Origin of the sequence: Fibrivirga algicola, assembly GCF_011742925.1 — a bacterium.
Taxonomy (GTDB): Bacteria; Bacteroidota; Bacteroidia; order Cytophagales; family Spirosomataceae; genus Fibrella; species Fibrella algicola.
In genome coordinates this window covers 1,187,283-1,211,424 of sequence record NZ_WAEL01000001.1, presented here as the reverse complement: position 1 = coordinate 1,211,424, position 24,142 = coordinate 1,187,283, and the positions used below count along the sequence as shown (strand labels likewise).

General features: G+C 52.5%; 19 protein-coding genes. 14 read left to right on the top strand and 5 right to left on the bottom strand.

Going from position 1 to position 24,142, the window contains the following annotated elements:
- Nucleotides 1-235 precede the first annotated feature (235 nt).
- Nucleotides 236-1,279, bottom strand: coding sequence for a UbiA family prenyltransferase (locus F7231_RS27320; protein ID WP_229369582.1), 1,044 nt, complete (start codon nucleotides 1,277-1,279; stop codon nucleotides 236-238).
- Nucleotides 1,280-1,303: 24 nt separating this feature from the next.
- On the opposite strand from F7231_RS27320, the gene F7231_RS05035 reads away from it, so the two are divergent.
- From F7231_RS05035 to F7231_RS05015, 5 genes are all read left to right on the top strand, one after another.
- Nucleotides 1,304-2,164, top strand: coding sequence for an ABC transporter permease (locus tag F7231_RS05035; RefSeq protein WP_166691113.1), 861 nt, complete (start codon nucleotides 1,304-1,306; stop codon nucleotides 2,162-2,164).
- 196 nt (nucleotides 2,165-2,360) lie between these two features.
- Nucleotides 2,361-3,617 carry an ABC transporter ATP-binding protein gene (locus F7231_RS05030; RefSeq protein ID WP_085414407.1) on the top strand — a complete coding sequence of 419 codons (1,257 nt, stop codon included), beginning with the start codon at nucleotides 2,361-2,363 and terminating at the stop codon, nucleotides 3,615-3,617.
- Nucleotides 3,599-4,690 carry a prenyltransferase/squalene oxidase repeat-containing protein gene (locus F7231_RS05025; RefSeq protein ID WP_166691112.1) on the top strand — a complete coding sequence of 364 codons (1,092 nt, stop codon included), beginning with the start codon at nucleotides 3,599-3,601 and terminating at the stop codon, nucleotides 4,688-4,690. The genes F7231_RS05030 and F7231_RS05025 overlap by 19 nt, the downstream gene beginning before the upstream one ends.
- 7 nt (nucleotides 4,691-4,697) lie before the next feature.
- Nucleotides 4,698-5,753, top strand: a complete 1,056-nt coding sequence (locus tag F7231_RS05020; protein ID WP_157510694.1) for a prenyltransferase/squalene oxidase repeat-containing protein — start codon at nucleotides 4,698-4,700, stop codon at nucleotides 5,751-5,753.
- A gap of 825 nt (nucleotides 5,754-6,578) precedes the next feature.
- Nucleotides 6,579-7,019, top strand: coding sequence for a hypothetical protein (locus F7231_RS05015; protein ID WP_085414410.1), 441 nt, complete (start codon nucleotides 6,579-6,581; stop codon nucleotides 7,017-7,019).
- A 197-nt stretch (nucleotides 7,020-7,216) separates the two neighbouring features.
- Here the strand turns inward: F7231_RS05015 and F7231_RS05010 are convergent, their stop codons facing one another.
- The gene (locus F7231_RS05010) at nucleotides 7,217-8,242 is read right to left on the bottom strand and encodes a sensor histidine kinase (RefSeq protein WP_166691111.1); all 1,026 of its coding nucleotides are present in this window, start codon (nucleotides 8,240-8,242) and stop codon (nucleotides 7,217-7,219) included.
- A gap of 124 nt (nucleotides 8,243-8,366) precedes the next feature.
- A complete protein-coding gene (locus F7231_RS05005) occupies nucleotides 8,367-9,398 on the bottom strand; it encodes a sensor histidine kinase (RefSeq protein WP_166691110.1) in 1,032 nt (343 codons plus the stop codon).
- Between the two features lie 229 nt (nucleotides 9,399-9,627).
- Here F7231_RS05005 and F7231_RS05000 point away from each other — a divergent pair, with 229 nt between their 5' ends.
- The 3 genes from F7231_RS05000 (at nucleotide 9,628) to F7231_RS04990 (ending at nucleotide 12,231) form a co-directional block, all read left to right on the top strand.
- Complete coding sequence (locus F7231_RS05000; RefSeq protein ID WP_085414412.1) at nucleotides 9,628-10,206, top strand: cupin domain-containing protein; 579 nt, start codon at nucleotides 9,628-9,630, stop codon at nucleotides 10,204-10,206.
- A 120-nt stretch (nucleotides 10,207-10,326) separates the two neighbouring features.
- On the top strand, nucleotides 10,327-11,460 hold the full coding sequence (locus F7231_RS04995) for an NHL domain-containing protein (protein WP_166691109.1): 1,134 nt from the start codon (nucleotides 10,327-10,329) through the stop codon (nucleotides 11,458-11,460).
- A gap of 42 nt (nucleotides 11,461-11,502) precedes the next feature.
- Nucleotides 11,503-12,231 (top strand): hypothetical protein, encoded by a 729-nt coding sequence (locus F7231_RS04990; RefSeq protein ID WP_166691108.1) that lies wholly within the window; start codon nucleotides 11,503-11,505, stop codon nucleotides 12,229-12,231.
- A gap of 5 nt (nucleotides 12,232-12,236) precedes the next feature.
- Here the strand turns inward: F7231_RS04990 and F7231_RS04985 are convergent, their stop codons facing one another.
- A complete protein-coding gene (locus F7231_RS04985; protein ID WP_166691107.1) occupies nucleotides 12,237-12,434 on the bottom strand; it encodes a hypothetical protein in 198 nt (65 codons plus the stop codon).
- Here F7231_RS04985 and F7231_RS04980 point away from each other — a divergent pair.
- From F7231_RS04980 to F7231_RS04970, 3 genes are all read left to right on the top strand, one after another.
- The gene (locus F7231_RS04980; protein ID WP_229369578.1) at nucleotides 12,433-14,199 is read left to right on the top strand and encodes an IPT/TIG domain-containing protein; all 1,767 of its coding nucleotides are present in this window, start codon (nucleotides 12,433-12,435) and stop codon (nucleotides 14,197-14,199) included. The genes F7231_RS04985 and F7231_RS04980 overlap by 2 nt on opposite strands.
- 168 nt (nucleotides 14,200-14,367) lie before the next feature.
- A complete protein-coding gene (locus tag F7231_RS04975; protein WP_166691106.1) occupies nucleotides 14,368-15,894 on the top strand; it encodes a PKD domain-containing protein in 1,527 nt (508 codons plus the stop codon).
- A 260-nt stretch (nucleotides 15,895-16,154) separates the two neighbouring features.
- The gene (locus F7231_RS04970; protein WP_166691105.1) at nucleotides 16,155-17,198 is read left to right on the top strand and encodes a sensor histidine kinase; all 1,044 of its coding nucleotides are present in this window, start codon (nucleotides 16,155-16,157) and stop codon (nucleotides 17,196-17,198) included.
- A 147-nt stretch (nucleotides 17,199-17,345) separates the two neighbouring features.
- Here the strand turns inward: F7231_RS04970 and F7231_RS04965 are convergent, their stop codons facing one another.
- A complete protein-coding gene (locus F7231_RS04965; protein WP_166691104.1) occupies nucleotides 17,346-18,137 on the bottom strand; it encodes a LytR/AlgR family response regulator transcription factor in 792 nt (263 codons plus the stop codon).
- A gap of 451 nt (nucleotides 18,138-18,588) precedes the next feature.
- Between F7231_RS04965 and F7231_RS04960 the strand changes: the two genes are divergently transcribed.
- The 3 genes from F7231_RS04960 to F7231_RS04950 all read left to right on the top strand — a co-directional run bounded on the left by F7231_RS04960 (nucleotide 18,589) and on the right by F7231_RS04950 (nucleotide 24,124).
- The gene (locus F7231_RS04960) at nucleotides 18,589-19,323 is read left to right on the top strand and encodes a GntR family transcriptional regulator (protein WP_208295524.1); all 735 of its coding nucleotides are present in this window, start codon (nucleotides 18,589-18,591) and stop codon (nucleotides 19,321-19,323) included.
- Between the two features lie 184 nt (nucleotides 19,324-19,507).
- Nucleotides 19,508-20,896 (top strand): sugar porter family MFS transporter, encoded by a 1,389-nt coding sequence (locus F7231_RS04955; RefSeq protein WP_229369574.1) that lies wholly within the window; start codon nucleotides 19,508-19,510, stop codon nucleotides 20,894-20,896.
- 87 nt (nucleotides 20,897-20,983) lie between these two features.
- Entirely contained in the window at nucleotides 20,984-24,124 is a 3,141-nt protein-coding gene (locus tag F7231_RS04950) for a SusC/RagA family TonB-linked outer membrane protein (RefSeq protein ID WP_166691101.1), read from the top strand.
- The last annotated feature ends 18 nt before the right edge of the window (nucleotides 24,125-24,142 follow it).

The following is a 24,142-nucleotide window of genomic DNA, read 5'->3' as shown; positions in this document are numbered from 1 at the left end:
GTTCAGCGGTTCAGTCATTTGCTCACCGCCCGTGAGCGGCGCGTATTTCGGCGTCGGATGGCTATTCACCATTTTCACTTTGCCTATTTTAGTTGGCGACAAGCAGTAGCTTCTTCAGTCACTGTTTGCCGCCATTTGGCCATCGCTTTTGGCTTATCGCCCACGGCCGTCAGTCAGATTGTACTAACCTGGGGCCACGAGCATGTGCAAAAGCGGTGGCGCCGGCTTAGTCTGGTCAGGAAGCTGGCGGGCGTAAAAGGGAACCGCTTAGCTCCCGTATATTCCGAAATAAGGCCGCAAAATGACCACCAAATAGCACAAGATGAAGCAGCAGTACGGCTCCAGCCAGCGCATACTGACTCAATTGAGTCAGCAGCAGAGCCAGGGGGTACAGGGTAATGTAATATTCATTTAGCAAGATGCGCTGATGAGGCACCAATACCAACGGGCGCTGGCCCCAGTAACGCCAGCGCAACCATTCCAGTACCCCGTAACCGCCCAGCGATAGCCACAACAGCGGCAAATGCAACATCGACAGTATGACACCCAAACAAGCTACTTCAATCGGAAAGAAAACCCATTGGCCCAACTGCCGGGTAGAGCGGGCTCCCACGTGGGTAACAAACGTGTGAATTCCCGACCGCCGGTCGGCTGCTTCGTCGCTCAGTTGATGCCAGAAGATGTTGCGGATGCCGCATGCCAGCGACCAACCGCCAACGGCCCACCAGAATAGCACCGGTGGGCTATAACCCGCCCAGGACCCAACCAACCCTACGGTGAATAGCTGCGGACACAGGTGGGCACCGGTCGCATCGGCCAGTACGCCCCAGAATGCTTTTTCCTTTAACCGGGCGGGTGGCAGCGAATACAACGAGTAAACAACCCAGGCAGCTCCATACCACAGGCCGACGGGGGGAGAGCGTCTCCAGAAGTAACTGCACAACACCAGGCCGATCAGCAAACAAATACCCAGTGTTAAGCCCACGAACTGCGGAGAACGGCCAGCCAGCCGGTTAGGCTTACCGGCCGCCTGGTCCACCGCCCGGTCAGTCCAGTCGTTGAGCAAACTAACATACACGGCTCCCACGGTCAGGCTAAGTAGCTGGAGCAGTAAAGCAGGCAGCAGTGGCCAGAGCGGGATGGCACCCAGGCAGGCCGTAGCATAGGCCGTAGCCAGCAGCGGCGAGAATTTGTGCCCCCACCACTCGCTGGCGCGAACAAACGTTTTCACCTGGCCAACAAACCGGCGCAGCGTCGGCGAAATAGACGGAGAAAGCATAATGAGTAACCAATTGATAAGGGAATGCAACGAAATAACGAACAACCATCCATCGGCCCCGAGATTATTTATTCGGCGCACTCGCCTCTGCAAACTCCCAGGCGGTTTCTGCGCGACATTCGCGCGGATGGGCGGATAGTGTATCACGTAGGCTGGCAACTATTTATTCGCCAGCTCACGGTGCAGATGCGGCAGAATTTGCTGGGGTACGTTTGGATGCTGCTCCCCCCGGTGGTGACAGGTCTGGTCTGGATCTATTTAGGAAAATCGCGGATCTTCGAGGGCGTAAACTCAACCATTCCTTATCCCGTCTATGTCTTAAGCGGCCTGTTCTTCTGGCAGAGTTTTGTTGAGGCGCTGAGCTGCCCGCTGCAACAGTTACAACAGGCCCGCCCCACCATTGCCAAGGTGCGTGTGCCCCACGAGGCCTTTGTGGTAGCAGGATTGGGTACGGTTGTCTTTAACACCCTGATTCGGCTGGTGCTGCTGGGAATCGTGCTGGCCTTTTTTCAAATATCCCTCCACCCCACCCTGTTGCTGCTGCCTCTGGGCCTGGGGCTGCTGATCGTGTTTGGCCTGGGCCTGGGCTGTCTCCTGGCTCCTGCCGGGCTTCTGTACGCCGACATTGCCAGTGCGTTGCCCGTGGTACTTAATCTTTGGTTTCTGATTACTCCTGTTGTGTATGAACCACCCGCCTCGGTTGCCTGGCTGATCGTCTGGAACCCAGTTACGCCCTTGCTGACCACTACCCGCAACTGGTTACTGACGGGAGCACTGGCACCGGCGCCGGGCTTTACCCTGGTCAGCGCTGGAGCCTGTCTGCTACTGCTGCTGAGCTGGCTGCTTTACCGGCTAGCCCGACCCCACCTGATCGTTCGTTTATAAACGTAACCAGTTCATTGCGTGATGAAGCACCAACAGCAACCTATGGCTTTAGTGGCCACATCAGTCACTGGCTGGCTAAGTTAATTTTGTTCAAGACTACCTTAAGAGGCTACGACTCGTTTTGTCTCTTACTCCCTCAGTGGGAAGTCTTCGCTTACTCTAAATCAACGTCAATCCGTTGTTTCGCCTATTCTGCATGCAGACAGCACCTATTCTTTCAGTTGATCAACTCGCCAAAAAATTCAGCACCTCGTTTCGCCGGTCGCTTTGGTATGGCGTTAAAGACATTGCCCGCGATTTGAACCCGTTTGGTTTACGTCATTCACGAAGCGGCAACGACCTGCGAAAAACCGAATTCTGGGGATTGCAGGATATCTCCTTCTCACTGAACCGGGGTGAGGCACTGGCCATAGTTGGCGACAACGGCGCGGGCAAAAGTACCTTGCTTAAAGTCCTGAATGGGTTGATTAAGCCCGACGTGGGGCGGGTCCGTATTCAGGGGCGGGTAGGCGCTCTGATCGAGTTGGGCGTTGGGCTCGACCCTGTGCTGTCAGGGCGCGAAAACATATTTGTCCGGGCGGCCCTGCTGGGGATGTCCCGGCGGCAGGTTACTCCTCTGGTCGATCAGATTATTGACTTTACCGGGCTGGGAGAAGCTATTCACATGCCAGTGCAGTTTTACAGTTCAGGCATGACCGCCCGGCTGGCCTACGCTGTGGCGGCTCACCTGAACCCCGATTTACTGCTGGTCGACGAAGTGATGGCGGTAGGCGACCTGGATTTTCAGCGTAAATGCATCCGGCACATGCAGCAATACCTGGCTGGGGGCGGATCGATCATTTTGGTCTCGCACGCGCCATACCATATTCAGGCCGTTTGCGGGCGGGGGCTGCTGCTGGAAAAAGGCCGCGTACTTTTTGCCGGAACAGCGACCGAAACACTGGACCGCTATTTCGCCCGGCAGCATCAGCCAGCAATCAGTCAGGAAGAACGGTCTCCAACGCGGCTGAGCTCTGACCGGCCAGTGGCCATTGATGGACTAACGATGGAAACGACGCAGGGCACACCGGTCAAATCAGGCAGTGACGTGTGCGTAAGGCTTACCTGCGAATCGCTTACCTCAGTTGATAACGTGGGCTGGTCTTTTTTCATCTGGACCAATGACGGGGCCACGTGCATAACCAGCGCCATCAATGAAGTTCCGCTCACCCTAACAGCAGGTCGAAATGAGCTAACTTGCCGGTTGCCGCGTCTGCCGCTTATGGCAGGCGGCTACCAGTTGAAAGCCGCTGTTTTTGAGATCGGTTCTATACAGGTACTGGCTCACCTGGGCTGGGAAGATGCGCCGGGGCGGCTGTTGGTGGAAGAAGACCAAATCAGCACGATGAAGAATATGCAGGCGACGGTGCAGCAACTCATTACGCTCGATGTAGAATGGACCTCCGCCCGCTAACCGATTCTGGCGGGCCTACCCCCGAACAGATCAGGCAGGCCCTTGAGCGGGGACTGACGTACCTACAGAATCACCAGTATCCCAACGGTGAATTTTGCTGCTACTTTGCTGCCGATAAACCGATGCGGGGTTCGTGTGTACCTGATCATACGGTGTTACCCACGGCCGCCATTGGCAATGCGCTCCTGACCCTGGCTGACCATCCGACAGCCACCGTCATCCTGACTCGCATGGTCTCCTTTTTCGAGTACCAGATGATGCGCGGCGGGCTAGTCAATTTTTTTGCCCTGCGCAACCCTTTGTTTCAGCTTATACCTCCAGATGCTGACAGTACTGCCTGCGTGGGTACGTTTCTGGACGCACGCGGCGTTGTGTATCCCCGTAACAGTGCGCGAACCTTGTTGCTGGCCAATCAACGGGGCGGAGCAGGTGTAGGTAGCTGGTTTGTGCTACGGCCCCGTCTGATGCAGCAGCGTCCTTACTGGCGAACTGGACTGCGCGCCCTGAAAGCACCGCTGGCCAGTTGGCGTTTCTGGCGGCAACATGGTTACGGCCGACATGATCGGGGCGGGGTGGCCAATGCCAATGTGCTGCGTTACCTGTCCGTTGACGGGGCCTCGCAGCACATCCTGGATTATCTAGTCGCGCTTCTTATAAATCACCAGGAAACTGACGGTGACTTCCGCTACCGAACGCCCATCACGCTTTATTACGCACTGGGGAGCAGCTATCGCCCTGATGTCGCGCCGCTGGAAGGAGTCCGTTCGCTGGTGCTGGAACGCCTGATGAGCTACCAACAACCCGGCGGCCGTTTTGGCGCTAGTTTGCTGGAGACCGCTCAGGCCTTAAGCGCCCTGATTGCCTGGGGAGGCAGGGCGGAGCTAATTCGGGCAACGGCCAGTGTGCTGCTGGCTGGCCAGCAGCACTACGGAGAATGGCCCCGGGCACTTTACTTTTATGCGGGCCCTGCCAGTTCTACGGGTTGGGGGTCTGAGGAATTAACGACCGGCTTTTGTCTGGAAGCCCTTACAGCCTACCAGCGGTGGGAAGAAGAAAGAATAGGTATCGCCTAATGCTGCCATGAGGAATCAACTAAGTAAGCTGGATGCATCTATCGCGAGCGGGATAGCGTATCTGGCAGAACATCAGTACCCAAGCGGCGAATTTTGCTGCTACATCGCCGCCGACGAGCCAATGCTGGGATGGTGCATCACCGATAGCACTGTCTTTGCCACCATGGTGGTAGCCTCTTGCTTGTTGCCCCTGGCCAAGCAGCCCCTGGTAGATGATATGGTAACCCGCGCATCGGACTATGTGATCAGCCAGATGCATGAGGGTGGTGTATGGCCCGTCTTTTCTGAACGGCACCCCTGGCAGCGCATCGTGCCCTACGATGCCGATAGCCTGGCCTATGCCTCTGCCCTACTGGCCGACCGGCACCTGTCTCACCTGATTGAACGTAGCGCCCCCCTATTGCTGGACAATCGGAATCGACAGGGTCTGTTCTACACCTGGTTTGTTCTGCACGCCCGCTGGCCCACCCACCCAACGTACCGACGAGTCGCCATCAGGGAGCTACGGCAGCCAATTGCCAGCTTTTTATTTTGGCGCGCCAATGAATGTACCCGTGCCGATATTGATCTGGGTATCAATAGTAATGTGCTGTATTACCTAGGCGATACGGCGCAGACGCAGCCCATCATTACCGCCTTGATTCAGATGATTGAAGAAGGCCGCGAAGGGAATTGCGACAAGTGGTACCGCAACCCATATACCGTTTACTATCTGTTGTCGCGCGCTTATAAACGGGGCGTGACCAAGCTGGCTCCCGTTATCAGCCCCATTGTCGAGCGTATCTTGAAAGGCGTGCAAGCCAATGGACAAGTTGGCCATTCTGTATTAGACACAGCATTCACTATTACAACGCTGCTCAATTTTGGCGTTGATCTTCCTTTGCTGGTCCCGGCCGTTTCTTTTCTCCAAAGCAAGCAGCGGGATACAGGCGAATGGCCCCGCTGGCTGTTTTACTACGGTGGTCCCAAACTGTTACAGGGCTGGGGATCCGAGGAATTAACTACGGGGTTTTGTCTTGAAGCATTGGCGTTATACCGGCAAAGCCAGCCTGCTGATTCGTGACACTACGAACCAAAACAAACGAACTAGCAAACAGACAGGCTTTGTTTGTGCTGGCCGCATCTGTCACCATGCGAGCCAGCTTTGGGCTGACACGATCAGGTCAACCATCCATTTGTCGATACCATAAACGAAATCGATCGGTGAGTTGGCAGGTTTCCCGTTACAACTAAATAGCCCAAAAGACAACTAGCTGTAGCCTGTCTGACGATAACGCCTCTATCGGAAGTGCGCTCTTTTCTGGATCGTACACGCTTACCCAGCTTCAGTAAGTAGATAGTAGCGCCTACTTGTACATGAAGTAGATAGGCCCGGCCAGCCTGGCTAAATTGACGCATTCAAACTGCCCTTGCAGCACCTTAAAGTCCACATACCAACTCAACCGTAGTTAAAATAAACCACACTGGAGATGGTATGTGACGTATGTGCCTGCGTCTGTCCTGAACTAGTTTAATCTTACAAAGCCGCGTCAGACTAGTCTGACGCGGCTTCACTCATTCAGAGTCGCTACTGATGCGATCGCTCGCCAAAACTCCTATACCGTGACTGCGACTCGTTGCTAAACGGATTTGAACCACCTGACTATAGTGTTGTATCAAGCTGCCACAGTGCAGCTAGGCTTCACCCGATTGTACTCAACACGCAGGCGAGCGAGGGATTTCAATTCGCCTCGCTTATTCATCGCTTCAGCCAGGCGTTTTACCGGTTGACTTGATCCGTCATTCACCATGTTACATCCGCCAACCACCTTTGTTACGTCAATCGCTGACATAGACAACATCATGTAGTGCAATCAACTAGTACTTCCACGTTAAACAACCCAATACGATGAAATCAGCAACACATTTCGCTAAAACGATGCTCGCTTTTATGGTGAGCCTCCTGGTGTTTACTTCTTGTAAGCAGAATACTGATTCAACGCCGGCACCCGTAGCCGACCTGGCAACCCGTACAGCAGGTCAGTATACCTACTCCGAACTATCGTATGGTGGTAAAACATTACCCGCCAGCCAAACCGATATGAAGGGCAGCATTATTGTAACCCGCAAAACTGCCACAACTGTCAACATGGTGCTTGACTTTCGCATAAAGTCGACTGGTGATGAGTTTTTGGTACTGACTGCTGATGATGTTCAGGTAACTGAAGCAGGCGACGAGGTCAGCTTTGTTTATCAGGGCAGCACTGTGGGTAAGCTAAAAGCGAATAAACTCACCATTAGTGGCGAAGATGATGCCAACGTGCCATTTGGTATCAGCGCTACAAAGTAGATCACTCACGTTACTCAAGCCCCCCTTCATAAAACCAACCTGGCCCAGCTTTACAGTTCCTACACCAATACCGATCATCGGTTTAGACCAGGAGAATCCTCGGTGCACACGCAGCATCGGGGATTTTTCATTGGTCAGCTTACCCAGAAAAGAACAGGCGGTTTATCGGCACCGTAGTAGCCAGTCTGGCAGGGCTGTTAAAGTAATGGCAGAGTCACCCTAAACTCCTGTCCGTCCTCTTCAACAACGGGCTGGAGACTGCCTAGTGCCTGATAGCGGGTTAAGATATTGCTTAGCCCGATCCCATTGGAAAGGACACGACTTTGTTTTCGTTGTAGGTTGTTACTCACCGTTAGTTGCTGTCCCGTTGCAGTAAGGCTGATCGTCAGGGGCTGCTCGGGCAAAACAACGTTGTGCTTCACCGCATTCTCAACCAATAGTTGCAGGGTCAAAGGGGGCAGTTGCGCTAGCTCTACACCGGGCTGAATCCGGGTGATTAACGTCAGTGCTTCGCCATGTCGTGTTTTCAGCAAGTGATAATAGGACTGGATAAACTCCAACTCGCTGGCCAGGGTAGTCAACGGACAATCATTGCTGCGAAGCAGGTACCGATACACCGTGCTTAATTCTTCAGCAAATGTGCTGGCCTGATGGGGATCCTCTTCGATCAGTGAAATCAGCGAATTTAAACTATTGAACAGGAAATGAGGGTTGACCTGTTGCCGCATGGCATCGAGTTGAACCTGCAACTGAGCTTTAGTGAGGAGATCTACCTCCTGCCGGGACTGCTGCCAGTAGCCAAAATTGTGGATGCTTTCATATACCGACATCACAATCGCTACACAAGTAATTGTAAACAACAGCCCGTAGCCCAATCGACTAAAATCTACCTCAAAGCCTGGCAGGTGGATAAACGCAAAAAAGGCGAAGATGAGCGATGTATGCAGACATGAACTGGTAGCCGCCAACAGAAACATCCGGACAACCCGCTCCCGATACTGCTTCGGCTTACTATACCTCTGCTGTATCTTCAGCGCCAGCACATTGTTATTCAGCCAGTTGATGTACAGAATAATGCTTGCACTGGGGATTGCCAAGCCAACCGTTTTCCAGCTTTGCCAATACTTAGGCCCAACCAGTATCCAGGTGAGCACACTCACATTCAACGGCAGCGTTATAACCTGCAGCAACAAGTCGTAGCGAGAGTAAGCAGGTATTTTCATGAAAAGCGAGAGAAGAGGTCGGCAGTCAAAGATACCGATTTCTACCCAGCCAGTCACAAGCCGGGATACCGGATGATTTATCGGTAAAAATTCCCCTTGTTAAACTGCTCTGTTCAGTCGTTTCTCAAAGCAAAGGCAGGATCACTCGGAACTCCTGTCCGTCGTCTTCTATTATTGGCTGAGGACTACCCAAGGATTGGTAGCGGGTCAATATATTACTGAGTCCCACTCCGTTGGAAATCACCCGATACAATTTAGGCTGCAAATTATTACTGACAATCAACTGGTTACCAACCGTGACCAGCGAAATGGTGAGTGGCTGCTCTGGTAAGGCCACGTTATGCTTCACGGCGTTCTCGATGAGCAGTTGCAACGTTAGCGGAGGCAATTGGTAGGCATCCGCCCCTGGTTGAACGTGCGTCACCAGGGTTAGCGCATCACCATGGCGGGTTTTGAGCAGATGGTAATACGATTGAATAAACGCCAGTTCATTAGCCAGCGACGTAAGGCTGCATTCGTTGCTGCGAAGCAGGTACCGATACACCGTGCTTAATTCTTCGGCAAACGTACTGGCCTGCCGGGGGTCTTCATCGATCAGCGAAATCAGCGAGTTTAGGCTGTTAAACAGGAAATGGGGGTTGACCTGTTGGCGTAACGCGTCAAGTTGTGCCTGTAGCTGGGCTTTACTGAGTAGGTCTACCTCCTGCCGGGACTGTTGCCAGTAACCAAAATTGTGGATGCTTTCGTACGATACGGTAACCACCGCATCGACAATAATCGTAAAGAGAACCCCAAGAGCCAAACGCAAAGGGTCGGGTACGAACCCCGGCAGGCTGATCCATTGATAAATAACGAAGGCCGTTCCAAAGACCAGGCATGAACAGGTTGCGGTAGTCATAAACTGCCTGATCGTTCTAGCCATATACTGACCAGGGTCAGGGTTATCCCGGCGCATTCCCTTCACAATGACCCCATTGATCAGGTAATTACTGACCGAGAGAGCTACCATGACGCTCGTTGCCACAGCAAAAGTGACCCAGTTTTGCCAATACGCAGTGCCAACCAAAATCCAGTTGAACAGACCTATGTAAAGCGGAATGATGATAAACTGCAGTAAGACCAGATAACGGGCCGGTGTGGTCAACGTGGTGGGCATAAGTGAGACTGGTAGAACCACTCAAAACTATATAATTTCTATACATGTATGCACTTCGCTGACAATGCCCGGATCGCTACCTGATCCGTAGGTTTTAAATCCGCCTCAAACTTCGTTTCACCCGCGGCTTTTTCCGTTTCGGCAACCTACCCGTTGATTGCCCCCCGGTGAATACCAACCTTTGACCCGATCAACTTTTAGTACCAGCACAAGTAGACACACAGATACCATGACCATTACATATCCGCATACAATTGAGAACTGCATTGGCGAAAAACTAATTTTCAGGGAACTGCGACAGGAGGCCGACGGTGACCGGTTGATCGTAGAAAACTTTGTAGCACCGGGCAGCGGCCCACCCATGCATGTACACTGGTTACAGGATGAAGGGTTGACGGTAATCAATGGTCGGATCGGTTACCAGATTCAGGGACAACCCGAACAGTTTGCCGACGTGGGCGAAACGGTCGTCTTCAAGCGTGGAGTCGCTCACCGTTTCTGGAACGCCGGTACACAGACGCTTCAGTGTATCGGCTGGATCAACCCGGCCAACTCGGTCGTATTTTTTCTATCGGCTATTTACGCCGCTCAGAACAAATCGGGTAAAGCGCAACCGGAACCGTTCGACGCCGCCTATCTGCTGACACGGTACGCAGCCGAATTCGATATGGTCGACATCCCGCGATTTGTCCGCAATGTCATTATACCCATCACCTATCACATAGGCAGGCTGATGGGAAAATACGCTCATTTTGAGAATGCTCCGGAACCGGTGCGTACCAGCAACCGGACGGCAGTGCTCCACTAACCCCAGGTACGTTTTGACTGATAAAGCCGCTTCATCCGCGGCTTTTTCCGTTTCAGCCCACTGGTAATTCCACGCCCAGTGGGCCCCGGGTAGATTTGATGCAGCTAAACGACAAACACAATGAAAAAGACGTACCTACCGCTGCTTTTGTTAACTGCATCGCTTGCCTGTACCACCCAAGACCCTAAGGCTGTTACCCCCGCCCCCGGCGGTACGAATGGCAGCACCGGCCAACTACCCTACGTAACCATTACAACCAGCGCGGGGTCGGATGCCAAAAAGGGATTCGTGGATGGCAAAGGCACAGCGGCCCAGTTTGATTACCCCGCCCAGATGACGTTCGATAGAAACGACAACCTCTACGTCATCGACCAGCGCAAAAGCTATTATGGGGGGAGTGTCATCCGCAAAGTCGATCCGGCAGGTAACGTGACCACGTTCGCGAAAGGCCTGGGTTCTGTTACCGACATCTGCGTAGATCCCCGCGATGGAGTAACGCTCTACGCCATTGAAAGTGGGGATGCCATCGGGGTATACAACGGCATTTTCCGCATCAGCAGCAACGGCGAGGTGAGCCGCCTGAGTGGCGGTCCGGATGCCAGCGGCGGCTATAGCTTCGGTTACCGCGACGGGCCTTTGGCGCAGGCTAAGTTCAGTAACCCCTGGAGCATTGTGATGGATAAATCCGGTATGCTCTACATTGGTGACGGCCTTAACCACTGCATCCGTAAGGTGAACCTCAGTACGGGTATGGTCTCGACGCTCGCGGGCAAACCAGAGGAAAACGCATCGACCTGTAGGCTGGTGGATGGTAAAGGAACCGCTGCCCGATTCTGCACCGTCGAAGACCTGACACTCGATGAGGCCGGAAACCTCTACGTACCGGATTGGGGCAACCACGCTGTACGAAAAGTTACCCCCGACGGCACCGTAACAACGTACCTGGGCCTGAGCACCGGCTACTCAGCCGACAAGACCCGCAGTAAAAGTGGGGTCTACCAACCCTATCGTGTGCAGTACGACCCGGTCAATAAGCGACTGTTTGTGATCGTCGATACGGGTACGTACATGATCATGGTCACGCCCGACGACTATGTACACAGCCTGGATCGGCTGCTATCGCACGACTATGCCGATACAAGTCCGGGAACAAGCCATGCCAACAATAGCCTGGCCGTCAACTCGAAGGGTGAACTGTTTACGCTGGATAAGTACAACCACTGTATCCGTAAGCGCACCATCACCTGGAAATAAGCTAACGTACCTATCTACACCACTTTACGAACCCATTTTACGATGAAGCAGCTACTCTACTTCCTGCTACTGCTAAGCACAATTGCCTTGCCTTCGTGCAAAAAAAACACAGACGTTGACCCGGTAGACGGGGCTGACTCGACTGACGTAGGTCTGGAGCCCCAAAGCTCAGCTCCGGGTTTCGGCGACTCGAAAGCCCGGCCACTGGGCGCGCCCTTTGTTTATCCCGAGGGCATCAGGGTGGTTGATAAGCCCAGGCATGACTACGCCTGCTGGCAAGAGTCTGTCGAGAAAAATACCCGACTGGGCGGTGGTGGACTGGTGCAATTCTGCATCTCGTTTCAAAACACGACAAATAGGGTGATCAAACTGGAATTCCCGCCAAAGACCATTTGGATTGCCGAGAACCTGAGCATGCAAAATGGGGTCAACCTCAAATGGATCAGCGTGGTTGTGCCGGCCCAAAGCGTGCTGGTATGTCACATCAATGCATTTTGCATCAACCCACCCCGATCTCCGACGAATCTGGGCGAACAATATCAAAGCCAGCCCATCATCAGTAATCACCCCGGCCTGGACGAACTGGTGCAGTTGGTAGCGACCAAAAAAATTGATTTTGTCGATTACGGCAGCGCCATTCAGAATGGTGACATAAAAGCCTTTACCGAGGCGTTTGTGGCAGGGCAGTTAGCCGCCGAAGACATTGCTCGTGCTGGCAGACTGAGTTCAGAGGCCAGGCAGCGGATAGCCGCCTTACCCGATATCAACTAAGCCGACTACGCCACAGGGCTGACCAGCACCAGCAAGACAATCAAGTCTATGACCGATACCCAAAGCCGTTTTGAACGCCGTTTCAACAGCGGCTTTTTCCGTTTCATCAAACTGGCCGCTGGGTACGTTGCCAGCCCCTGCCAATTTTGACTCACCAGCACGCGAGTGCCTGTAGCCTCTGTTCGACCAGTAAACAACTTCATGATGAAAATCTTTCTCTACCTCCTAACAGCCTTTGTGCTAAGCCTTTGTTCCTGCAAACACGACCCCGACGCTGTACTGCCAGGCACGTCGGGCACCCAACAACCCGTGGGCGAATCACTGGGAGAACAGGTCACTAAACAGATCGGGCCTGCCGGTGGCAGTCTGCGATCTGGCGATGGTACGCTGACGATCACTGTACCCGCCGGAGCCCTCACAGCCCTGACCGAAGTGGGCATTGAGCCCATTACCAGCACCTGTCCCGGTGGCATTGGCGATGGCTGGCGGCTCACTCCCCACGGCAACGTCTTCGCCAAACCCGTGGAGATCAAGCTGAACTATACTACTCAAAAAGACAGCGTAAGCCTGCCTCAGGCGCTGGGATTAGCCTATCAGGATAGCAAGGGCGTTTGGCGGTTCGTGGGCGCTACTGCCAGTAACGCCAGTACCCACACACTGGCCATGCAGACGAAGCACTTCAGTGACTGGGTTGTGGTGCAGTGGATGACCCTCTCGCCCATTTCAGCCAGGGTTGGTCAAAAGCAGCAGGTGACCCTCAAAGCCCTGAAGTATATCACCCCATCCCTATCAGAAGACGGGCTGGTACTTTTATCAGTGGCCGAGTACGAGAACGGCTACCCGATAGCTGAGCCGGAGCCACTCGATCCCAACTACATCAAAAAATGGTCGCTGGGGGGAGTGGGTACGTTGACCGTTTCGGCGGCGATAAACGAAGCGGTCTATTCTGCTCCATCTCAGGTTCAGAAAACGTCGACAGCGGCGGTTAGCCTAGAGTTGAAAGGCGTTTTTACCCCGTTTACCGGGCAGAACCTGCTGGTGTCGAATATCACAGTGATGGGGTTTGAAATAGCGTACCTGCAAGTGGCTGAGAAGAACGGACCCGGTGGTGGTCGTGATAGCGAACTGATTATCTACGGCAACAACTTCGGTGCCCAAGACAAAGCCAAATCGAGCGTTACTGTCGACGGTCAGGTGATTGGCGCACAGGATATTTCACTTTGGGGCGATAACATCATTGTCTGCCGAATTCCGATGATCGGTCCCGGCTCGTCGGGACCAGTACGGGTGAAAACCGCGTCGGGGTTTATCACTGAACCGCACCTGCTGAACGAATGGACAGTGCCGATGCGCATAAGCCGGCCCAGCGCCCGCGTGGGGCAAAGTATGAATGAAGCAGCCACCATCTACCTGCGCATTCGTGGCGACGCCTCGCCCGTTCCACCCGACCTGACACTCATCTACGACGAGGACTCGCGAAATACGGTAGCCTTCAAGTCCTATGTGCATTGGGAAGCCCAGGGCGAGGGATTCTCGACCATGAGAAATGCCGAGTTCTGCGGGACAGAAAAGGAGGTCTGGACTAAAAGCGCGGGCGATATTGACCTGACGTTTATGGCTAGCCCTACCGATAAACAGTATTTCAACGTAAACCTGTATCACCTGCCGGGAAAAGGATTTACCGTCAGTTTCACCTACGAAGCCAAGGATGTGGTACCGTCTACTCACGTGTCAACAGACTGTAGAGGCAATACAATCCAGAGTAACCGGCCTCATTCAATCGGCTTTCCGAGTGAGTTTCATGAAGAGCGTTTCCCGTTACTATTCAGCGGAAATACACTGAAAGGAGGTAAGTCAGCCATGCACGAAACGGGTGTCAACTGCTATCTGCACTACGACTTCGACGATTCGGACAATTGGGGACAGACCATTCAGCTAACCTGGGATACCACATCAGGGAAATTCTAAGATCATTTGCTAGATCACGTACCTAAAGCCGCTTCAAACTCCGTTTCGACAGCGGCTTTTTCCGTTTCATCCGGTTAGGCAATTCGCCCCTCAATTGCCACGGATACCTTTGATTCAGTAAAACAACATTACTCAAAGCCGTGCGGGCTTCTCCGCACATCGACTCTTATGAAACCAGTACTACGCACCGTGAACCTCCGTGTTCAACCGCTCCTCACCATCAATCTGGCCGCTGCCAAATGGGTAACCCTTCTGCTGCTGGCCAGTCTTTTTCTGATGACAGGCTGTAAAAATGAAACTGACGTAACTCCACCCGGCACTGTTGTCGCCAAAGCCGGGCCAGATCAGCCCGTGCAGGTCGGACAGACAGTTACGCTCGATGGATCAGCCTCTGTCGATAGCGACGGAAAACCAGTGACGTACCTGTGGGTCGTTGTTCGCAAACCTGCCAAGAGCACGGCCACGCTCTCCGACCCGACCTCGTTCAAACCAACCTTCAAAGCCGATGAAGTAGGTGAATACGAATTTGAGCTGACGGCAACCAGCCCAAATGGTAAAAGTACCGACCGGGTCATCGTATCGGCCTCGGCCGCCGAACCCCTGGCCATCACGGCCAATATTACCGTTAAGACCACGCTCGTTGACCGAATTGCAAACCCTGACCTGCCGGATTATATTGTAACGAAGTCGATCGACGTTACCCACGAGCTAACCGTTAATCCTGGTGTTGTGATTGCGTTCGAGCGCGACGCCCGGATGAATATCAGCGATGGCGGTGGGCTATTAATCGCCAAAGGTACCGCCGAGCAGAAAATCAAACTGGTTGGCGTTCAGAACACCAAAGGGTACTGGGCGGGCCTCACGCTCTATTCGGGCAGTAATGCCAATACGATGGAATACGTGGAGGTGAGAAACGCGGGCAGCCGAACGGCCTTTAGCACCACCAAAGCGGCCCTGTTCGTGGCGGGCAGCACCAAAGCGCAGATTGGCCTGAAAAATTGCCTTTTTTCGCAGAATGACGGGTACGGAATCTACGTGTACGAGGGTGGACTTATCCGGGAGTTCAGCCAGAACGCCTTCACCGGCAATACGGAGGCCGGTATTTTACTCGACGCCCTGAACGTGGTGAAACTAGACGCGGCCTCGACCTTCACTGGTGGTAACGGACACAATGTGGTCGAGGTAACGCCATCAGCTATCACCGGCAAAAGTGAGGTGGTCTGGGCTGGCTTTGCCGACAAAACGCCATACCGGATCAACGGTTCGTTCGGGATTGATGCCGGTTTTAAACTGGCACCGGGTGTTACAATGGAGATGAATCGCGACGCGGTGATTCAGATCAACGCAACGGGTTACCTGAGTGCAAAAGGTACGCCCACGCAAAAAATCATCTTTACCAGTGCCGACAATACGGCTGCCTACTGGCGTGGAATCATCAGTTACTCGCCCGATGTAAAGAATGAATTGGAAAATGCTGAAGTCAATAACGCTGGCAGCACGTCAATTGTGTCGGGGAAGAAAGCGAACATCGCCCTTTGGGGAAACCGGGCTACTATTAATGTTACCAAAACACGCATCAGCGGCAGCGGTGGCTATGGTGTATTCGTTGGCTTTGGCTCGTCTATCAACGCGGATCTCAATACGGCCAATACATTCGAGAAAAACACCCAGGGTAATGTGTTGATTGATAAATAGTAATCGGCACCCAGCAGCTAGACAGATTCGCTCAGCCTATTGCATCTGTTGTGCAAATCGGCTGGTAGCAGGCTAAACACGTTCGTGTAGTTAGCTGCTACCAGCCGATTTAGCGTCGGCAACCGGTTCAACCTCAAAAAGTGGCGGTTCAAGGCCAGTTCATTCCTGTTCAGGCAGGTGCCTGTTCCGCACAACCCGGGATAGCTATACATTAAAGACGTTGATACCGTTAACCAAAGCCCTAGTGACTAAAGTACACCATGCAGCGACTGAACGATAAATGGATGCGAATCGCTGGTGTGCCGTTGCTGGCGCTCATAGGTCAATGGATGATGTATGGGTACACGAACACACCCTATCCTAACGACTGGCGGATTCCCTTTTTCTTTACGATAGGTGCTGTACTGGTTTGGGAGTCCAACCGGCTAGGTATCATTCTCTCGCGACGGCGTTACCCCGAACTGGCACAGACTCTGAAGCGAATAGTCTACCAGCTTATTTGGTTTGTCGTGTTCTGTAGCCTGATTCGTATCACCCAGACATTCATCTACCAGCTCATCGGACTCTGGCAGGACAGTAGCGCGTCTTCATTTCAACCCTATTTTTTCAACACGCTTGTTTCGGTTGTTGGCACCATCCAGGTTGCTGCTGTTCTGGAAGGCATTTACCTGTATCAGCGCTGGCAGGTGATGTATACCGAAACGCAGGAATTGAAGAAAGTAAACCTGCAAAGCCAGCTCGACTCGCTGAAGACACAGCTGAATCCTCATTTTCTGTTTAACAACCTGAACTCACTATCGGCCCTAATCGCCAGCGATGCCACTGAAGCCGAGCGGTTCCTCGACGAGCTATCGACGGTGTATCGGTATTTGCTTCAGCAGAATAGCCGATCGCTTTGCCCACTCACCGACGAGTTGGCTTTTCTTGATGCTTATTTTCACCTGATAAAAACCCGGTATGGCGACGGCATTTCCCTGAAAATGACGATTGATGCGCATTACATGACGTACCTGATACCGCCCCTTACCCTCCAGATCCTGTTTGAGAATGCAATCAAGTACAACGTTATCTCAACCAGTTGTCCACTGACAATACGCATCTTCAGCCAGGATGGGAAGTTGTATATTGAAAATAATTTACAAGCCAGGAAGGTCACTGTTCCCACTGGTCAGGTTGGCCTTGAAAACGTTATCATGAAGTACAAACTGCTCGATCACTCATCGGTGCTGATCCATCACGACAAGGCAATATTCCGGGTAGGTATTCCGCTGATTGTGCCCCAGCCGAATCTACTGACAACCTAGCTGGGCCGGGCTGTTTTGCATGGCTATCGTGGGAAGCGCTCCAGCTTTCCTGAGCGGTGGTCAGGAAAGCCAGTATAGCCAGACCGAACGTACCTACATGGCAACAACTCGCTTTATAGGCAGCTCGACAGATGTGCATGTAAGGTGTTATTTACCCATCCACTTTTTGAATTCCGTAGCGCGCTCCCGACTTACCAGTACCTCGTCGTCAGGGGCGGGTTTCAAGGTCAGTTTGAGCTTATTGTTGAAGTACGGGTGAATCTGCTGAACCGAATTGATGTCAATAATGAATTGCCGGTTAGCCCGAAAAAAATGGCTTGGATCGAGCATGGCTTCCAGTTCATCAAGGGTATAATCGACGGGATATTTCTGATTGCTACGGGTGCGAAACAGGCTGACGCCTTCCTCGGAATAGAAGTAAGCAATATCCCCTACATCGACAGGTACCCATTGTGAAAGGTGGCGTACCAGAAACCGACGCCGGTGTTCAGCTGGCGCTACCTGCTGCCGAAGCTGTTGCACCAGCGCATCAATCGACATGTGCGAGCCTGGCTCGGGTGGGGCCGTAGCGTTCAGGCGCCGGTGTTTTTGCAGACTGGCTTCAAGTTCGTGACGTTTGATGGGCTTAAGCAAGTAATCGATGCTGTTTACCTTGAATGCGCGTAGGGCATACTCATCGTAGGAGGTCGTGAAAATCACTGGCGCAGTAACTGTAGTCTGCTCGAATATCTCGAAACTCTGCCCGTCAGCCAATTCGATATCCATCAAAATCAGATCGGGCGCCGAAGATTGACCCGGCACATTGGCCTCCAGCCAGCTAACCGAGGCCCGCACGCTGGCAGCTGTACCAACGATTTGAAGAGTAGGATCTACATCCTGTAATAGCTTGGTCAATTTACGGACAGCTAGTTCTTCGTCTTCAACAATGAATACGTTCATAGCACAGAGGTAGGGCTTGGAAGTTATAGCGTAAAACTATTCTTTAGCGACCACCAGGCCAACCTGAGGCCGGTGAAACCACCAAAATGACAGGCAGACCGCCAAAGGATAGCGATGAAACGTTTCTGTCGAGTTGATATGTAACAGTGAATGCACTTCCAGAAGAGCGGGTCATGTAGACTTAGCTTCAAGAGTCTGGTCTGCTAACTTAGTCATTTGCTGTTCGATCACTAGTCGGGCTAATCGACTACAAGATTGCCTGACGTTGCTAGAACACGTAGGCACTAACGGTAGGCCTTAACTACGAACAGCTGGCTAGCTGCAGTTAGCTAATGCTGACAAAGTGAAGGCGATACTTGATTTTACAGCGAAAAATTAGGAATAAATTTTGCATTTATTCAAAAATCGTCAACATTTGCATTGTAGTATGTATAGACATTCGGACAAGAACATGCAATTATCTAATATCGACCACAGCAGCCCTATCCCGCTCCACCTTCAGGTAGAGACAATTATCAGGGAGTTGATCGATAGAGAAGAGTATCAGCAAGGCAAGCTTTTTCCGAATGAGATCGATCTGGCCAAACGGTTTGGTATAGCCCGGAACACGGTTAGACAGGCGATCAGCAAACTGGTTAACGAAGAACTGTTGATCCGCAAGAAAGGGGTTGGGACTAAAGTGGCCAAAAACCGGATAACGACAAAGCTCAATAACTGGTCAAGCTTCACGCTTGAGATGCACGATAAAGGCGTAGAATTCCAGAACTACGAAATCAAGGCGGGCTGGACACTGGCTGATCAGGATACGGCTGAGGTGTTTGGGATCGAGATTGATTCGAAGGTATTGAAGCTGGAACGGCTCCGAGGATTAGAGGCAGGACCTATTGTTTACTTTGTTTCCTATTTCCACCCTCGCGTAGGTCTGACTGGTTCTGAAGATTTCTCTAAACCGCTCTACGAAATGCTGGAGAAGGATTATCACACGGTCGTGGTACTTTCCAAAGAAGAAATCAGCGCTACCCTGGCCGACGAGCAGTTGGCGGACATACTACATACAAAGCCAGGCGAGCCAATTCTGTTACGAAAGCGGATTGTTTGTGATCCGGGCGAGCGGGTCGTTGAGTTTAACGTAGGCTACTACCGGGCAGATCGGTTCACATACGCTATTGACATCGCCCGCAAATAGGCTGGCTGGCAATTCGTAAGCTGTTGTGCTTATGCCTGTTATCAAAAGCTGCTTGTGAAACACTTTTTTTTGTGCTTAACTATGTCTATACATATAGACATAAACGAAATTGAACGACGTAATCAGTTATGCTCCCCTAACCCTTAATGAACGAAGTAACATGGTTGTCTCAACGGATCAAGGTTTGAAAAAGACCAATAATACGTACCTGTATCTGGTTTGCCTGATAGCCGCACTTGGTGGTTTTTTGTTTGGTTTTGATACCGCCGTGATATCGGGTACTGTGAGTCTGGTCAAGAGCGATTTTTCGCTTGACGCTATCCAAGAGGGCTGGTTTGTCAGCTGCGCCCTGCTGGGATGCATCGTGGGCGTTAGTGTCTCGGGCAAATTGAGTGATGCCTATGGGCGCAAACTAGTACAGATCCTCTCGGCGGTCTTGTTTCTGGCATCAGCCATCGGCTGCATGTTCGCCACGACGTTCACGACGTTGATCGCTTTCCGGTTGGTGGGAGGGCTGGGCATTGGGGTAGCCTCCATGGTCTCTCCACTGTATATCTCTGAATTCGCTCCTTCGCGCTATCGGGGTATGATGGTATCCCTGTATCAGTTAGCGCTGACCATCGGCATCGTAATCGCGTACTTTTCCAATGCCTATCTGGCCAGCCACATCAGTGAATACGCCGGTCATGAAAGCCTCGGCTCCATTTTATCGACGCAGGTGTGGCGGGGCATGCTGGGCTTAGGGGCAGTACCGGCGGGTGTATTCCTGCTGGCCCTGCTACTGGTTCCTGAGTCACCAAGATGGCTGTTGCTACGTGGACAGGAGCAAAAAGCAAAGGCCATTCTGACCCGAATAGATGGCCCTGCTTCGGCTCAGCAAGAGATCGATGCCTTCAATGCATCCGGCGAAGAGGGACACGGTAACCTGAGTGAACTCTTCACGCCAACCTACCGGCGGGCCTTGTGGATCGGCTTACTCCTGCCTTTTTTGTCGCAGGTATGCGGTATCAACGCCGTGATCTATTACGGCCCCAGAATTCTGGAACAGGCTGGCTTTACCCTCAATAATGCGTTAGGGGGACAGGTGACTATTGGGCTGGTCAATGTAGCTTTCACGTTCGTCGCCATTTTCACGATCGACAAGTGGGGGCGCAAACCCTTACTGTATGTAGGCGTTGGCGGGGCTGTGCTATCGCTGCTGATTATTGGCGCGCTCTTCCAGATGAACATCACATCGGGGCCCTGGATCCTGCTGTTTATTCTGGCCTTTATTGCCTGCTTCGCGTTTTCGTTCGGACCCGTCTGCTGGGTTGTGGTTGGCGAAATCTTCCCCAATTCCATACGTGGTAAAGCCATGGCATTAGCCACGCTTTCGCTCTGGATCGGCAATTTCCTGGTCGGTCAGTTAACGCCATTTCTGCTCGAGGAGGTGGGGTCTGCCTGGACATTCTGGCTGTTTGCGGTATGCTGTTCGCCGGCTCTCTGGCTAACCTGGAAACTGATTCCCGAAACCAAAGGCCGTTCCCTGGAAGCCATCGATGCGTATTGGAAAGGAACGCATAATGCCCTTTGAAATCCCCTTCCTTGCTATTGATTATCAATTAACTACGCCTATCCCCCTTTAAAATCCAGTGTCATTTCCTAACTCAATTGTAGCCGTATGAACAGTTCAATACGTCCAGTGGTGCATCGACTGATCACCCAGTTTGGCAGGCAGCGAGCGCTTCTTGTCCTGTTAATCCTTCTGCTAGGTGGCAGCTATGGATCAGCCTCTCCCTACACTGGCAGGCCATTCTCAGTGGTGGCATTCACAATTGACATTACCGGTCGGGTGCTCGATGACCAGCAAAAGCCCTTACCGGGGGCCACGGTTAGTGTCGTTGGGACAACACAGGGAACCACCACCGACGCTGATGGGAAATACCGCCTATCCCTACCGGATGATTACGTTGGGCGTAGCCTTGCCTTCTCTTACATTGGCTTCACCAAAAAGACCGTCGTCATTGGCCAGGAGCGGACCATTAACGTGACGTTGACGCAAGACGAAAGCCAATCGCTTGAAGAGGTCGTCGTAGTAGGCTACGGACAGCAGAATAAGTTGTCGCTTACGGGGGCGGTTGATCAGATTAAAGCCCAGAGTATCGAGAGCAAGCCCGTGACAAACGTGCTACAGGCGTTACAAGGCGAGTCGCCCAACCTGATCATTCAGCAGACAAACTTCAATCCGGGCAGCGGGGTAAACATCAATATCCGTGGCCTAGGTACGTTGGGCGATAATACACCACTCATTGTCATCGATGGGATAATCGGGGGGGACATCAACCTGCTTAACCCCAACGACATCGCGAATGTATCGGTCCTGAAAGATGCGGGCTCAGCCGCCATTTATGGTTCGCGCTCTGCCAACGGGGTCTTATTGATCACGACAAAAAGCGGAAAACTCAACCAGAAGGCCACTGTCACCTACAACGGTAGCTATGGCATGCAGACGCCTTACGTCGGCCTGAAAAAGGTCAGTGCCTGGGATAACGCTTACTACAAAAACCTGTCGCTGATCAACTCAGGTTTGCCTCCAATCTATACACCCGATGATATTCAGGCGCTGAGAGCGCAAGGTAACGGCGACTGGGAGCGCCAGTCTATTCTGCAAAGTGCACCCCAGCAACTTCACAATTTGTCAATCGCCGGAGGGGGAGCCACGAGTAGCTACCTGATCTCAGCGGGACTTCAGGATCAGCGCAGCAATTTTGTCGGCCCGTCTTACGGCTACAAGAAATACAACCTGCGGTTGAACCAGTTGTCCGTCATTGGCAAGCTACGGGTCAACACGATTTTGAACTACGTTAAATCGCAGAACAAGTCGCACAGTAACGCCGACTGGGTCATTTTTGCCGATGCGGACCGCGTCCCGCTGAACTACAGTTTTCAGGATGCAGATGGAAATTACCTGACCAATCCTGTGGCTTCCCAGTACAACGTGAAAAGTGTGCTTGAAAGCGGAGGGTATTATCTATCCGACAACGACCAGTTCTTCGCCAATCTGAACGCGGAGCTTAGCCTGACGAAAGACCTCAAACTTACCGGGATAGCCGGTGGAACGCTGAATGCCAACAATGCCTTTTTCCGCCGGTTGCAGGTCAACAATTATCCGACGGGTGTGTATGGCAACGACCGGACCGTTTTTGACAACAGCTTCAAAAACTCGCTGATCAACGTACAGGCATTCGCCGATTACACCAAACGAATAGGCAATCACAGTTTTAAGGTGTTGTTGGGAGCCTCCGACGAATATTACCGATCTAACGGGTTTCAGTTGCAGAAAACCCTGACCGATCCGGCCCTGGGTACGCCAACCACCGGGACGATTCTTGACCCGGTCAATTCCTATAACAGCAACACCAATACGAACGAGACGCGCATCAGCTCCGTGTTTGGCCGGGTCAACTACTCGTTCAAAGACCGTTACTTTTTAGAGGGGAACTTCCGGGAGGATGGGTCGTCTAAATTCGCTTCGGGCCGACGGTGGGGGTTCTTTCCCTCGCTGGCCGGCTCCTGGATTCTGTCTGAAGAGTCGTTCATGAAATCCCAGAATGCGGTGAGCAGTCTGAAAGTGAGGGCTTCCTACGGGTTGGTGGGCAACCAGAATGTAAACGCTTATCAATACCAGACCAACTACTTCAACTACGCCAACTCGTATGGCTTCAACAATTCGGTTGTGGGCGGGGCAGGCTTTAGCCTTGGCAACCCAGACCTGACGTGGGAGAAATCGGCGATGCTAAACGTTGGGGCCGACGCGAGTTTTCTGCAGAATAAGCTGACCCTGTCCGTCGATTACTTCAATAAGGTGACCAGCGACATTTTGTACAGCCGGCAAGATATTCCACTTCTGTTTGGCGCGGGGTTTCCGGACTTCAATGTGGCTAAAGTCAGAAACAAAGGGTGGGAAGTCAGCGCTACCTACAACCTGAATACTAAGTCTGTGAAGCAGAGCTTCAGCGTAAACCTGGCCGATAATCAGAATACCCTGCTGGCCCTGACTTACGGCTCCGATCAGCAAATTGCCAACGTCGATGCCTTTGGCTTTATCCGGAAAGTAGGGCAGCCTATTACGCAGTATTGGGGCTATAAAACCAATGGCTACTTTCAAAACCAGGCTGACGTAGATAATTCCCCAAAACCAGACGGCGTTACTGTGGGGCCTGGCGATATAAAGTTTACCGACTTCAACGGGGATGGTAAGATCGACGACAGCGACAAGATCGTACTGGGCAATCCGTTTCCCCGTTACACCTTTGGCTTCACCTACCGGCTGGCCGTGAAGGGCTTCGACCTGAACCTGTTTATTCAGGGCGTTGGCAAGCGCGATGTCATGCTACGGGGTGAGGAAGTCGAACCGTTCCACTACAATTACGGGGCGACCATGTATGAGCACCAGACCGATTTCTGGACGCCCGACAACCCGAATGCACGCTATCCTCGCTTAGCCGCTATCGGCTCACCTTCGAACACCAACAACTGGCGGAACGGGTCTGATGTTTACCGGTACAATGCCGCCTACGCCCGGCTGAGAAACGTGCAGATCGGTTATACGATCTCCAATAAGCTAACCCAGAAAATTGGTGTGCAACGGCTGCGGGTATCGCTGATTGGTCAGAACCTGTTTACGCTGACGCCCCTCAAATTCATTGACCCCGAAACGTCCGAGTTCAATAACAACCTTAGTCTGGGTTCTGCCTCGAACAGTGCGCGTAATTACCCGCTACCTGTGTTTTACGGATTTGGCCTTGATCTCAGCTTCTAACCCATTAATCTGTTGCAA

Bases quoted from the DNA above. Each gene is read 5' to 3' on its own strand.
- F7231_RS04985 (WP_166691107.1), bottom strand. From the start codon at position 12,434: ATGAAGTTGTTTACTGGTCGAACAGAGGCTACAGGCACTCGCGTGCTG.
- F7231_RS04975 (WP_166691106.1), top strand. From the start codon at position 14,368: ATGAAACCAGTACTACGCACCGTGAACCTCCGTGTTCAACCGCTCCTC.
- F7231_RS05020 (WP_157510694.1), top strand. From the start codon at position 4,698: ATGAGGAATCAACTAAGTAAGCTGGATGCATCTATCGCGAGCGGGATA.
- F7231_RS04965 (WP_166691104.1), bottom strand. From the start codon at position 18,137: ATGAACGTATTCATTGTTGAAGACGAAGAACTAGCTGTCCGTAAATTG.
- F7231_RS05025 (WP_166691112.1), top strand. From the start codon at position 3,599: ATGGACCTCCGCCCGCTAACCGATTCTGGCGGGCCTACCCCCGAACAG.
- F7231_RS04950 (WP_166691101.1), top strand. From the start codon at position 20,984: ATGAACAGTTCAATACGTCCAGTGGTGCATCGACTGATCACCCAGTTT.
- F7231_RS05035 (WP_166691113.1), top strand. From the start codon at position 1,304: ATGCAACGAAATAACGAACAACCATCCATCGGCCCCGAGATTATTTAT.
- F7231_RS04990 (WP_166691108.1), top strand. From the start codon at position 11,503: ATGAAGCAGCTACTCTACTTCCTGCTACTGCTAAGCACAATTGCCTTG.
- F7231_RS04960 (WP_208295524.1), top strand. From the start codon at position 18,589: ATGCAATTATCTAATATCGACCACAGCAGCCCTATCCCGCTCCACCTT.
- F7231_RS04995 (WP_166691109.1), top strand. From the start codon at position 10,327: ATGAAAAAGACGTACCTACCGCTGCTTTTGTTAACTGCATCGCTTGCC.
- F7231_RS04980 (WP_229369578.1), top strand. From the start codon at position 12,433: ATGATGAAAATCTTTCTCTACCTCCTAACAGCCTTTGTGCTAAGCCTT.
- F7231_RS05030 (WP_085414407.1), top strand. From the start codon at position 2,361: ATGCAGACAGCACCTATTCTTTCAGTTGATCAACTCGCCAAAAAATTC.
- F7231_RS27320 (WP_229369582.1), bottom strand. From the start codon at position 1,279: ATGCTTTCTCCGTCTATTTCGCCGACGCTGCGCCGGTTTGTTGGCCAG.
- F7231_RS05000 (WP_085414412.1), top strand. From the start codon at position 9,628: ATGACCATTACATATCCGCATACAATTGAGAACTGCATTGGCGAAAAA.
- F7231_RS04970 (WP_166691105.1), top strand. From the start codon at position 16,155: ATGCAGCGACTGAACGATAAATGGATGCGAATCGCTGGTGTGCCGTTG.
- F7231_RS05010 (WP_166691111.1), bottom strand. From the start codon at position 8,242: ATGAAAATACCTGCTTACTCTCGCTACGACTTGTTGCTGCAGGTTATA.
- F7231_RS05015 (WP_085414410.1), top strand. From the start codon at position 6,579: ATGAAATCAGCAACACATTTCGCTAAAACGATGCTCGCTTTTATGGTG.
- F7231_RS05005 (WP_166691110.1), bottom strand. From the start codon at position 9,398: ATGCCCACCACGTTGACCACACCGGCCCGTTATCTGGTCTTACTGCAG.